This is a genomic window from Pseudoalteromonas sp. EB27, assembly GCF_001974875.1.
GTDB lineage: Bacteria > Pseudomonadota > Gammaproteobacteria > Enterobacterales > Alteromonadaceae > Pseudoalteromonas.
Genome location: NZ_MTQD01000001.1, coordinates 257,417 through 269,603 on the forward strand (window position 1 = coordinate 257,417; position 12,187 = coordinate 269,603).

The following is a 12,187-nucleotide window of genomic DNA, read 5'->3' on the forward strand; positions in this document are numbered from 1 at the left end:
TAATATTTCGCAAATATTTATGATAAAGTAGCCCTATAAATAGATTTAGGTTGTTTTTTATGTTTTCACCGTCCTCAAAAGCAGTTTACACCGTGTCACGCCTTAATAGAGAAATTCGCACGCTTCTTGAACAAGGGTTTGCATCGCTTATATTAACCGGCGAAATTTCGAACTTTATTACACCAGCATCTGGGCATTGGTATTTTTCGTTAAAAGACGATAAAGCACAAATTAAAGCCGCTATGTGGCGCGGCAACAATCGCAACCAAAGCTACCGCCCTGCCAATGGCGCACAAGTTACAGTAAAAGCGCGTGTATCGCTTTATGAACCTCGCGGTGATTACCAGCTTATTGTTGAGCATATGGAACCCGCAGGCGAAGGTCAGCTAAAGCAAGAATTTGATGCGCTTAAAATGCGCTTAGCCGCCGAGGGATTATTTAGCTCAGTTCACAAACAACCATTACCGCAAAATATTAATCGTATTGGTGTTATTACCTCAGCAACCGGCGCTGCTATAAAAGATATTTTAACGGTACTCAAACGCCGAGCGCCGCAGCTAGAGGTCATCATTTACCCTGCTATGGTACAAGGCAAAGAAGCGCACGTGCATTTAATTAACCAAATTGACTTAGCCAACACACGTGACGAAGTAGACGTACTTATTTTAGGACGCGGCGGTGGTTCACTTGAAGATTTATGGTGTTTTAATCACGAACAGCTCGCCCGCGCTATTTTCAAAAGTGAATTACCGATAGTAAGTGCGGTAGGCCATGAAATAGATACAACTATTAGCGATTACGTTGCTGATGTTCGTGCAGCGACCCCATCAGCCGCTGCAGAGCTTGTAAGCCCAAATACACAAGAGTTACATAACAAGGTAACGCAATTAGTTAATCGTTTATCCAACGCGTTTAAGCACGATATTGCTGAAAAACGCGCACTTGCAACGCAGCTACAACATCGCCTTAACTTATGCCATCCGCGTAATCAGCTTAATCAAAAATCACAACGTTTGGATGAGCTAAACATTGCGCTGCAACAAGCTATGCGTAATCGTTTATACCAGCAAGAACGCACACTCAATAACTTAACGCCGCGTTTAATGCGCCAATCGCCTGATAAAAAACTCGCTACAGCAAGCCATCAACTTTCGCAATTACAAGCTAGGCTAAACCAAGCTATACAGCATCAATTACAGCAAGCTAATAATAGCTTGGCATTGCAAGCAAGTAGGTTAGATTCGGTAAGTCCGCTTAATGTTTTAGCGCGCGGTTATAGCATCACTAAAACACAGCAAGGGAAAGTAGTTAAATCTGTGGATAAAATTAAAACAGGCGATGTTTTAATTACAGAGCTCGTTGATGGCTCTATAGAATCACAGGTTACTTAAAGCTCGGTACTTAGCAACAATTTAAGCTCGCTATCGCTAGATGTAGAGGTAGTGCTTTTAAATTGCTGCCAAAATTCCTGCTTCATCAACTTGTCGTTTAGCTCTCGCCATTGAGCACTGCCAAATGTATCGTTATCAGCGGGCGCGGCTAGTTCAAATTCACATACCGTTGTTTTACATTTTGCGCTAACAATATCAGGCATAATTGCCAAATCAGCTGTTAATAAAAAATCTTGTAATGCCATTTCAGTACGATAAGCCCATTCTTCGTCACGCGTTTGCTTTTCAAATTTATCACGTAAGACCTTCTCAAAATCTGAAGGGCCTCTCATTTGCTTTAAAACGCTTTTAAGCGTCGCTTTCTGTTCGGCGAGTTGCTGCTTAAGCTGAGTGACTTGCTCTTCTAAAGGTAGCTCATCAAGCATTTGGGGTTCTAAATCGGTTGGAGACGTGTCTTCAGCGGGCTCTGTATTAGCTACTTGCTCAGGTACTACAGAGTCTGCATTACTTAATACCTCATTACTTTGTTGTTCAGTATGAAGCTTTTGCTGTTTTTCATAACTTGGCTGCGACTTAACAGATTCTGGATGACTTGAAGCTGCATTAAAGTAGCTCCAAGTTAAACCTACACCCGCAATAAACCCAATCCCTAGAGCCAATAAACTATTTTTGTTCATGTTAATTCCTTTTAAGTTTTATTATTTTTCATTACCTATAGCATTGCACTCGTGTGCGATTCGTTTTCAGGCTCAGGATTTGCTAAAAAGTTTTGGTTCATACTTTGCGCCGGACACTCACAATCCGGTCGACCAATAATTTTAGCGGGTACGCCAACAGCGGTTGTGTGTGGTGGAACATTGCTAAGTACAACTGAGCCCGCGCCAATTCGTGCGCCCTCACCTACTTCAATATTACCCAGTACTTTAGCACCCGCGCCAATTAATACGCCCGCTCTAATTTTAGGATGACGATCGCCCTGCTCATTGCCTGTACCGCCAAGCGTTACAGATTGCAAAATTGATACGTTATCTTCAATTACCGCTGTTTCACCAATAACAATACCGGTTGCGTGGTCAAACATAATGCCTTTACCCACTTTACATGCTGGGTGAATATCGACCCCAAACACTTCAGAGTTACGGCTTTGAATAAAGCGTGCTAACTCTTTGCGATTTTGTTGCCACAAACAATTAGCCAAACGGTGCGCCTGAATAGCATGAAAACCTTTTAGATTTAATATAACCGTAAGATAGGTTTCTGATGCAGGATCGCGGTCTTTTACCGCTTTAATGTCCTCAGCAACAAATGAGAGCATACGGTCACATTTTACAAACGCTTGGTCGAACAGCTCTCGGATAGTGAATGCAGATACAACCGCATCAGCCAACTTATTAGCAACAATAAAGCTCAATGCCGAACCTAAACAATCATGATTCAAAACACATGAATAAACATGACTTGCTAATAATGGTTCACGTTTTACTACATCGTTAGCTTCATCGCGAAGCTGTTGCCAAATTGCATGACGCATAATACTGCACTGCCTTAAGTTGATATAAAATAGCCTTTTCCCAAGTCTAACGGATTTAGCCACTAAGGTGTTAATCCCTTAGTTATTTGTTCTGGTTATTAGATATAACTAGGGCGTGTTGATCTTTGGTGATTGGATTTGCAGCAGTATATTTGGTTTTTAGGCAAGGCAGAGCCTATGTAGTGTGGTTACTCCCCATAAATAGGCGATAACGCAGCATAAATACCAAACATGCGCTGCCCTTTGGGTTCTTTCTAGGGACGATTAACTCTTTGTTGATCGGTTTTTACTTAGCCCACTAGGTTACAAACCTCGCGCCGCGATTAAATCGACCCTAGATTGAACAAATTTCAATCCACAGAGTTCAACACGCCCTAGCACCCAGAAATGATATTTTAAATACATACCCACTTTTTAGATTAAGTTATACGACAGTTGCTAAAATTTCCAATACATACTTAAAATATAATAAATTAATAAAAATCAAAAGCTAACAACATATGACAGCTCACCTGTCATATGCCAAAATACATACTGGCGTATAGCTGACGGCGTAAATAACAAAAACAAACGCTAAATTAGCATCATCAACTCAACAAGGATAACGATGATGAAAAACGATATATTAAATACAAGAAAATTAGGTTACAAATTTTACTTTCAAGATGGCGATGATCAAATAGCGTGTTTTGGTAGCTACTTTACAGGGAAAGAAGAAGTATACGTAAATGATGAACTTATAAGTAATAAGCGTAACCAAAGGATTCACAGTGGCCATCAATTTAATATTGGTGACAATGATTTTAAAGTAATGTTTGAAATGCGTAATATTTTAACTGGCAAGTTAGAGTGCTCACTTTATAAAAATGGCCAATTTATAAAAAGTTATGAACAATCATCATTATTAAATAACCCAAAAACTTCGTTAAAAGTGCTTTTTGGCTGCTTTTTTGGAGGCCTAGTTGGTGGCTACTTGCTAATTATAATTTTAGAATTCTTGATTGGGAAGCTTTAAAATGCAACTTAATCCTAAAACAATAAAAGAACTTAGGCAGCAATTTAATTGGACGCAACAGCAACTTGCCGATGCCTGTGATGTAAGCTTGAGAACAATCCAACGGGTAGAAAAAGAAGGCTCGGCATCAAAAGAAACCACAATGGCTTTATGCGCGGTTTTAGAAGTACGCCAGGGTAAATTAATTAAGCTTGATGAAGATACAACACCTCTCGGTGGTGCAACAACTTTAAACAAGCACACTATAACCACGGTGTTAGCATTGTCATCAGTAGTCAGCTTCATATTAGGCATGATAACTGTTTTTTTTATTATGAAATAAAGATCTACAGCAATATCAAAATATAAGTCGAAAGAGCTACGTGGCCACATCACTTTAGTTGTAATAATAAGTGCAATGATACTTTTTGGGTTAGGTGTAAAAATTGGTTCAATACTATATCCAACACCATAAAAAATGCCCCAATATATGGGGCATTTTAATTATCTTAACTTATATAACTATTTAAACCTTCATTGAAAGACTTTATCGACTTTCATCACTTCAATATTTTTTGCAGGAATGGCTAATTTGTAATCAGCAATTACTTTATCCTCAGCAACCAGCTCAGCAGGTTTATTAGTGTTGTAAACCATTGGTGATGTTTGCTCAGACGCTAAACGTTTTTGCATATCAGCAACGTCTGCGGTTATAAACACATATTGAACATTGTCTGTTTGTAAGTTTTCTTTAATAACGCGGTTTACATCAGCAACGCTTAGCGTTTTAAGTTTATTAGTAACGTAACTTACAAAGCTATCTGTGTTGTAAAATTCGCTATCAAGTGCGTAACCTAATTGGCGATTTTGACTTGCGACCATTTGCGGCACAAAGTTAATTAAAAAGTTACGCGTAGCTTCAAAGTCATCTTCGCTCATACCATTTTTAATTAGCTTATCTAGCTCAAACAAGGCTGTACGTGTTGCAAAGTGCGCATCGTTATTAGAGCGAAGTGGGCGTAACCACACTTGAAAAATTTGCTCAGAGCGCCCTAGGTTTGCATCAGGCTTGGTTTGAAACATACCACGTGGAAAATATTCAATGTATACGTAATCGCCGTAGTTCATGCCGCGAGTTTCACGAATGCGCTCATATAAAAAGCTGTTAGAACTACGGTGCTCACCAAAGTACGAACGCACAAGCCACAGGGCTGTCCAGTCTTCGCTACTTCTTATTGTATCAATAGGAAAACCAAACGATACCGCTGTCGATTGTGCCGATTTTTCTACAATCGTTGCATGATGACCTTTAAGCACTGGCGCATCAGGAATACTTAAACGGCTTTGCTCACCTTTTGGTAGCGTTGCAAAATCGCTCATCATTTTAGCTTTAAGTTTTACAGGCACAGCCCCAATTAAGCCAACCGTGAGTTTTGATTGCGTAAGCTCGCTGTTATAAAACGCTTTAACATCATCCAGCGTCAACGCTTCTAAATCCGAAATATCACCGTAGTTGTAACTTTCATAAGGGTGATTTTTGTAAAGCGCACTGTATAGCACTTCTTTGCCTAGCTCTTCATCGTTAGATGCTTTTAAGCCTGACTTAATGCCGTCGATCATTTCTTTTTTAAGGCGCTTAAAATCGTCATCTCTAAAACCTGGATTTAGTAATTGATCGCTCACAAGTGTATACCACTGCGCCGCATTATCTTTATGAATACGCCCTTGAAACGACAGCATTTCTTTATCTATTTGATAGCCAAAGCTACCCGCAAGCGGATAAAGTGCTTTTTGAATACCTTTATAGCTTGTCGCCTCTGAGCCACCTTGTGCAAGCATAGCTGCAGTTAACGCAGCAACACCTTTTTTGCCTTGCGGGTCGGCAGCCGCACCGGTATTGAATAAAAAGTTAACATCAATTAATGGCGAGCTATTGGTTTTATCAAGTACTTTAAATACAGGTGCCGCAGGTGCTTGTTCAAGCTTTGCAGTAAGCGCATTTAAATCAACTTCTTGCTCAAAACCAGGGGCTTTATCAAGTGCCGACATCGTTAATGTGGTACGTGCGTTATCAGTAAAGTATTTATTAGCAACGGCTTTAATATCTGCGCTGGTAATGTTATCTGATGATTTATAAAGCTGGTTTATAACCTCAGGATCGCGCTCAAAATGCATGTAGCTGGCAAGCGTTGATGCAATCGCTTGCGACGAATCTAAGCCGTTAATAAAGCTGTATTTAAGGTTCGATTTTAAATCATTTAGCTTTTGCTCATCAACAAGCTCAGTGCGTGCTTTTGCATAAGTGCGGTTAATTGCATCGCGTGCAGTGGCTAAATCGTCTGCGTTTTCTACCTTAACAAATACGTGTAATAAACCCGGATCTTTAGTCTCTGGGTTATAGGTAAACATTTGGCTGGCAATTTGTTTGTCGACCACTAGCTCTTGATATAGATCTGAATTATTTGAAAAATAAAGCTGTGAAATTAAATCAAGTGCCGCTCTGTCCTTTTTAGCAGGCTCCCACGCAGCGCCTTTGTACGATACAAGTAACCAATGCCCTGGTAGTGCTTCATCTTGCTGGTGCAAATATTTTGGTGCTTGTTGAACAGGCTCTGCTGTAATGTCAGCAACATAGTTACCCTTTTTCCAGCTACCCCAATGCTTTTTAACCATTGCCATTGTTGCTTGTGGGTCTACATCGCCCACGATGACAAGTGAAACATACTCAGGCTTATAAAACTTAGCAAAAAACTCTTTCCCGTACGCCATTTGATCAGGCATGGCTTCTATGTCTTTAAAAAAGCCCATAGTGGTGTGTTTATACGTGTGCTTATCAAACGCTTCTTCGCGTACAGCACTTAATAATTTACGAATTGGGCTCGCGTTGTTTTTTAAGTACTCACCTTTTACCGTTTGTGCTTCGGTTCTAAATTGTTCTTCGGTGTAGGTTAAATTTTGAAAAATATCAGCTTCAAGCTCAAGTACTTTATCAAGATGCTGCTTTGAAAAGTTTAAATGGTAATTTGTGTAATCGTTTGTTGTATAAGCGCGGTTATCAACACCTGAATTTTTTAATATGTCTGAATATACGTCTTCTGGGTATTTTTGTGAGCCTTTAAACATCATGTGTTCAAAAAAGTGGGCAAAGCCTGTTTTGCCCTCTTCAACTTCGTTACGCGACCCTACCGATACCGGAATTTGCAGCGACACTACATCAGGGTAATCGGTTTTAACAACCATGACACGTAAGCCGTTTTCTAGCTCTTCAATTAAATAATCTTGCGAAAAAACACGGTCATCAGCTTTATTTACTTGTTCTTGTTGTGCTGTTGTTTGCGTGCTTTGGTTTTGTTGCATGGCGCAACCCGTTAACGCCAGCGATACCGCTAAGCTGGTTGCTAATAATTTAAATTTCATTGTTGTCCCTTTTTAAATTGAGCAAATTTGTTGTTAGATTTAACACTAACTCACCCTCGATTATGCCCCAAAGCCAATAAATATAAGAGTCCCAAGGGAATTTATTATGTAAACAACTGTGTCAATTATAAATAATGGGAACAAGCACTATGAATAAACATCATGTTAGTTGAAAAACTTTCATTAAATAAATCTATCTAGACGTCTAAATGGCTGCTATATTAAATCTATCAAAACGCACTTGGCTGGAATGAGGATTATGGCTTTATCATTAAAAGAGAAAATAGAGGACACCAACCAAGGTGTTTATCTTATTGGTACTACCCCGCCTAAAATAGGCACCGATAAAGCGCAATTAAAAACTATTGCAGAAAAGCTATTAGGTCGCTTACACGAAATTGAATACGACGGCGTAATAATTTACGACATTCAAGACGAAAGCAGCCGAACTAATCAAGCGCGCCCGTTTGCGTTTAAACAAACCGTTGATCCGCGTGAATACAGCCATTTACTACGTGATTTATCTGCACAAGATGTAATTACTTATAAAAGTGTGGCGCAGCGTGGCGTAGGCGAATTTAAAGATTGGCTAAGTGAAACTAAAAACGACTACGATTTACAAAATGTAGTTTTAGTAGGTAGCCCGTCATCGGTAGGCGATATAAAGCTAAGTCTGCCAGATGCGTATAAAGCAATGGCTGAGCAATCAGATGATTTCTTTTTAGGTGGCGTTACAATTGCCGAGCGCCATTCAAGTAAACGAAATGAGCACGAACGATTAATAGAAAAAACAGCACAAGGTTGTCAGTTTTTTATATCGCAAGCTGTTTACGACGCACAAGCGACTATAGAGCTAATTACTAGCTACGCACGTACATGTAAAGCACAGGGTATTACACCTCAACGTATTATATTAACGTTTACCCCGTGCGGCGGCGAAAAAACCTTAGAGTTTATGCAATGGTTGGGTATCTCAGTGCCAGAGGCAACTAAATGGCGCATGCTTGATGCAGACAATACACTAAGCGAATCGGTCCGTATTTGCCGCGAAAACCTCGACTTAATACTTAAAAGTTGTGCGCATTTAGACGTGCCACTGGGCTTAAATATTGAAAGCTTAACAAACCGTAAAGAAGAAATTGACGCGTCAATTAACTTATACCGTTTATTAAAAGCCATTATGGAATTGAACCTTGCGGAAAAGCTAATAGCTTAGAGTTTGAGCCTAAACCAATTCACACCCTTCTTGGCAAGCCTAGTGGCTTGCTTTTTTATGTCCGTTCTTTGAAAAATGAATTAATAAATACAAATAAAATTTGCAGCTTAAGCTATTTATTAAAGCTATTTTTGGTTATTACTCTCAAGCCTTTTTAAGGCAAACCCCATAGAGGAGCACATAACACCAAAAATTATTCCCTCATTAGATATAAATCTAATGCTAGGGAACGTTTCAAATAAGCTTATTATTGCTAAGGAAAAAATAAAACCTATCGCAGAAAAACTAGCCAAGTTTGTGTGGCATGAGTCATAACGAACTTCCTTTTATTATTGTGCTTTTTTAGCTAGCTTATACGCTTGTTTATTTTTATACATTGCATGGTCTGCATCATTTAATAGCGTTTCAAAAGCCTGCTTTTGTTTATTAGTAAAGCTATAACCTATGCTGAGCGATAAATCGCAAACGTCTTCTTTGAGTAAAGCTTTTGAATACTCGGTCGAAATTTTATTCATAATATAGTTAATTTTACTTTTATCGCTTACTTGCATTACTGCAACAAACTCATCGCCACCTAAACGCCCTACTATATCGGCACCTCTTAAATGCGTTTTTAGCGTGTCCGCCAATATAATCAATGCTTTGTCACCCACTTCATGTCCGCAGGTGTCGTTTAATTTTTTAAAGTCGTTTATATCAATAAACAAACAACACACGTCAAAACCTAAACGCAGTGCTAAGTTAAGCTTTTGCTGAGCTAGTAAGTTAAGTGCTCGGCGATTATAAATATTAGTTAATGAGTCTAACATGGCTATTTCACGCATTTGCTCATAGCTATAAACAAGGGCTAAGTCGTCTTCAATCAAATCGCGTAGCTGTTCTATGAGTTCAAAGTATTCATCGGTATAGCTTGTTATTTTAGTGTCTTTTAAACATAACGTGCCAAACACTTCGCCTTCAGGCCAATGAATGGGTAAACCTAGGTAGGATTCAACACCGTCTTCAACTACTTCTGACAGGGTATTCCATGTATCGTTATTACTTGCATCATTAACATATAATGTATTGTTAGTTTCAGCTACGTGGCGACAAAACAGAGGAGTTTGAGGAGGGAGTATAGGGTTGGTCTCAAAGTTAGATCCACCCTAGTTACTTCTAATAACAACGCGATAGCCTTTGCTTGTTGCCTGAACTATATAACCAGACGGGGCTGAAAAAAGCCCCGTTATAAGATCAATTGTTTTTTGCCATTTATGCAAAGATATTTGGCCATCAATACCAGAAAATGCCCATTGATCAATTTCAAACATTGCTTTACCTCGGCTGCTTAGTAGCTCCAGTATAGGCAAAAAAGCAAAGTAAAAGCTATTATTTACGACGCCTACTTGGCTCTCTTTTACCAGTGATGCGCTTTTTATCGCGATCTTTTCGCGACTTATTGGTGTTTTTACGATTGTCTTTTGGCTTTTTATTAGGATCTGGCTCGTAACCTTCTAACCACTGCGGCGTTAAGCGCGTATCGAGTAATACTTCAATTTCTTCTAGCAGCCATTGCTCATCAAGACTTACCAGCGACATAGCAAGTCCTTGTTCACCTGCACGACCTGTACGACCAATACGGTGTACGTAATCCTCTGCAATGTATGGTAGCTCAAAGTTAATTACGTATCTAAGTGTTGAAATATCTAAACCACGCGCGGCTACATCGGTTGCAACAAGTACACGTGTAATACCTTCTTTAAAGTTTTGCAATGCACGGTCGCGTGCGCCTTGCGATTTGTCGCCATGGATTGATTCGGTTTTTAAACCGTCTTTACACATTTCTTTAGCGAGCTGATCAGCCATTTGTTTTGTGCGAGTAAAAATAAGCACTTGTCGCCAGTTTTTCATGCCAATCATGTGCGATACAAGTTCGCGCTTACGATCCTCATCTACAGCGTAAATAACTTGCTCTACTTCAACTGCGGCTGAGTTACGTTTATCAACTTCAATTAGCTCTGGGTTTTTAAGTAACTTTTTACTGAGTTCAAACACGCTGTCATCAAACGTAGCTGAAAATAGTAAAGTTTGGCGATCGCCTGGGATATGACGCAATATACGTCTAATTTCATCAATAAACCCCATATCAAGCATGCGGTCAGCTTCGTCAAACACTAAAGAGTCTACGCTTGAAAGTACCACACTACCTTTAACTATATGATCAAGTAAACGCCCAGGTGTTGCCACTATAACTTGGGCTGTTTTAAGTGCTTTTATTTGTGGACCAATACTTACGCCGCCATACGCTAAAGCACCATTGATATTAGTGCCTTGTGCGTACTTTTCAAAGCTGGCAAATACTTGCTGAGCAAGCTCTCGTGTTGGCGTTAAAATTACAACGCGGGCAAGACCTTGCTCATCTTTTTTAGGGGTATTTAAAAGCTTATGTAACAGCGGTAAAACAAAAGCGGCGGTTTTACCCGTACCTGTTTGTGCACTGCCCATTACATCACTTCCGGCTAAAATAGGCGGAATGGTTTTAATCTGAATTGCGGTAGGTTGAGTGTAATTATTTTGCTCAATCGCAGTTAATAATAACGGGTCGAGATTAAGTGATGAGAACGTAGTGGCAGACATAGGCTTAGCTTTAAAATAACAAAGAGCGCTATTGTACGCATATTACTGTACTGCGTAAATTAACCAGTTCAGAAAAGTATTTAATCGTAGTTACTCACTTACGCTTTAGCGCTAAAACAATAAAAAAACCAATAAAAAAGGCGCTAAATAACAGTTGTATTTAGCGCCTTTTATAATTTTCTGTAGCTTTAAGCTGGCTTTAGTGTCGCTTTACGTTCGTTGTAAAACGCTATTAAATCGTCAACTGTTGCTTGGCAGTATTCGCGTATACCCGAAACCACCATGTGCTTTTCACCACTACCCACTTTAACGCCGTTTTCCAACAGGTTAAAACGTAGTGTGATTTTTCCGCGCTTACCGGCATACTCAAAACTAGGCTCTGCAAACTCAAGTTCTGGTTCTGTAATATCAAGATTATCAAGATTGATAAGCATTGATTCGTAAATCACCATCGGACGAGCAGGGTTTATCATTACCTCTTGCTTGCCCATTAATGGAATAATTACATGCGGAAAAGTAGTACCAGAAAACTCAACATAATTTTTTATAAGACTATTAGTTAATGCTGGGCATTGGCTGGTTTTACCGCTGCGCTTTACCTTTAAAATTACTTTTTCGCCATTGGTAACATCAAACTCATCGGCTCCCTCAGGAAAATTAAGTTTGGTGTTTTCATCAACCATACCAGCAAAAGTAAATTCCATTTGTTCACTAATACCGTAGCGGTCTAGTACCAATGAAAAAAGTAAGTCTCCTGGCGCGCAAAACTTTTTGGCATCTTTGTCGTGAAGTGGATTGTAATCGTCAGCAACGCATTTAGCGAATCGACAACCCTGCTCACGAGAGATAGAAACATAATCAGCATGCTGCTGAAAAAAAGGACTTAACATAGTTTGTTCACTGCTTAAACTGCTTATAACCTATCTATATTACCAGAAAAAAAATATTGAGAGGTCGAATCTGTTAGATTAATGGCTAAATAAAACAGAGCAATAAAAAACAATGACTTTTTATTTATTAGC

General features: G+C 39.3%; 11 protein-coding genes. 4 read left to right on the forward strand and 7 right to left on the reverse strand.

What is annotated here, in order from left to right:
- Positions 1-59: 59 nt before the first annotated feature.
- A complete protein-coding gene (xseA, locus tag BW142_RS01105) occupies positions 60-1,391 on the forward strand; it encodes an exodeoxyribonuclease VII large subunit (protein ID WP_076923611.1) in 1,332 nt (443 codons plus the stop codon).
- On the opposite strand, the gene BW142_RS01110 is transcribed toward xseA, so the two are convergent.
- On the reverse strand, positions 1,388-2,068 hold the full coding sequence (locus BW142_RS01110; protein ID WP_076923612.1) for a hypothetical protein: 681 nt from the start codon (positions 2,066-2,068) through the stop codon (positions 1,388-1,390). The two genes, xseA and BW142_RS01110, sit on opposite strands and share 4 nt — an antisense overlap.
- 35 nt (positions 2,069-2,103) lie before the next feature.
- The gene (gene cysE, locus BW142_RS01115) at positions 2,104-2,922 is read right to left on the reverse strand and encodes a serine O-acetyltransferase (RefSeq protein WP_002958786.1); all 819 of its coding nucleotides are present in this window, start codon (positions 2,920-2,922) and stop codon (positions 2,104-2,106) included.
- Positions 2,923-3,532: 610 nt separating this feature from the next.
- On the opposite strand from cysE, the gene BW142_RS01120 reads away from it, so the two are divergent.
- Together BW142_RS01120 and BW142_RS01125 are read left to right on the forward strand one after the other, a co-directional pair.
- Positions 3,533-3,937: a hypothetical protein gene (locus BW142_RS01120; RefSeq protein ID WP_171972306.1), complete on the forward strand. Its 405-nt coding sequence runs from the start codon at positions 3,533-3,535 to the stop codon at positions 3,935-3,937.
- Between the two features lies 1 nt (position 3,938).
- A complete protein-coding gene (locus tag BW142_RS01125; protein WP_076923614.1) occupies positions 3,939-4,259 on the forward strand; it encodes a helix-turn-helix transcriptional regulator in 321 nt (106 codons plus the stop codon).
- Between the two features lie 191 nt (positions 4,260-4,450).
- Here BW142_RS01125 and BW142_RS01130 read toward each other — a convergent pair whose 3' ends face one another.
- Entirely contained in the window at positions 4,451-7,333 is a 2,883-nt protein-coding gene (locus BW142_RS01130; protein ID WP_076923615.1) for a M16 family metallopeptidase, read from the reverse strand.
- 259 nt (positions 7,334-7,592) lie between these two features.
- Between BW142_RS01130 and BW142_RS01135 the strand changes: the two genes are divergently transcribed.
- Positions 7,593-8,549 carry a methylenetetrahydrofolate reductase gene (locus BW142_RS01135; RefSeq protein ID WP_076923616.1) on the forward strand — a complete coding sequence of 319 codons (957 nt, stop codon included), beginning with the start codon at positions 7,593-7,595 and terminating at the stop codon, positions 8,547-8,549.
- A gap of 329 nt (positions 8,550-8,878) precedes the next feature.
- Here the strand turns inward: BW142_RS01135 and BW142_RS01140 are convergent, their stop codons facing one another.
- From BW142_RS01140 to BW142_RS01150, 4 genes are all read right to left on the reverse strand, one after another.
- Entirely contained in the window at positions 8,879-9,667 is a 789-nt protein-coding gene (locus BW142_RS01140; RefSeq protein ID WP_363925745.1) for a sensor domain-containing diguanylate cyclase, read from the reverse strand.
- Positions 9,668-9,694: 27 nt separating this feature from the next.
- The gene (locus BW142_RS20810) at positions 9,695-9,859 is read right to left on the reverse strand and encodes a hypothetical protein (protein WP_253188786.1); all 165 of its coding nucleotides are present in this window, start codon (positions 9,857-9,859) and stop codon (positions 9,695-9,697) included.
- A gap of 58 nt (positions 9,860-9,917) precedes the next feature.
- Positions 9,918-11,165: a DEAD/DEAH box helicase gene (locus BW142_RS01145; protein ID WP_007581604.1), complete on the reverse strand. Its 1,248-nt coding sequence runs from the start codon at positions 11,163-11,165 to the stop codon at positions 9,918-9,920.
- A gap of 188 nt (positions 11,166-11,353) precedes the next feature.
- Complete coding sequence (locus BW142_RS01150; protein ID WP_024598641.1) at positions 11,354-12,055, reverse strand: DUF3581 domain-containing protein; 702 nt, start codon at positions 12,053-12,055, stop codon at positions 11,354-11,356.
- Positions 12,056-12,187: the final 132 nt, after the last annotated feature.

Excerpts from the sequence above, each read along its gene's own strand:
- BW142_RS01145 (WP_007581604.1), bottom strand. The coding sequence starts at position 11,165 with ATGTCTGCCACTACGTTCTCATCACTTAATCTCGACCCGTTATTATTA.
- BW142_RS01130 (WP_076923615.1), bottom strand. The coding sequence starts at position 7,333 with ATGAAATTTAAATTATTAGCAACCAGCTTAGCGGTATCGCTGGCGTTA.
- cysE (WP_002958786.1), bottom strand. The coding sequence starts at position 2,922 with ATGCGTCATGCAATTTGGCAACAGCTTCGCGATGAAGCTAACGATGTA.
- BW142_RS01125 (WP_076923614.1), top strand. The coding sequence starts at position 3,939 with ATGCAACTTAATCCTAAAACAATAAAAGAACTTAGGCAGCAATTTAAT.
- xseA (WP_076923611.1), top strand. The coding sequence starts at position 60 with ATGTTTTCACCGTCCTCAAAAGCAGTTTACACCGTGTCACGCCTTAAT.
- BW142_RS01110 (WP_076923612.1), bottom strand. The coding sequence starts at position 2,068 with ATGAACAAAAATAGTTTATTGGCTCTAGGGATTGGGTTTATTGCGGGT.
- BW142_RS01150 (WP_024598641.1), bottom strand. The coding sequence starts at position 12,055 with ATGTTAAGTCCTTTTTTTCAGCAGCATGCTGATTATGTTTCTATCTCT.
- BW142_RS01120 (WP_171972306.1), top strand. The coding sequence starts at position 3,533 with ATGAAAAACGATATATTAAATACAAGAAAATTAGGTTACAAATTTTAC.
- BW142_RS01135 (WP_076923616.1), top strand. The coding sequence starts at position 7,593 with ATGGCTTTATCATTAAAAGAGAAAATAGAGGACACCAACCAAGGTGTT.
- BW142_RS20810 (WP_253188786.1), bottom strand. The coding sequence starts at position 9,859 with ATGTTTGAAATTGATCAATGGGCATTTTCTGGTATTGATGGCCAAATA.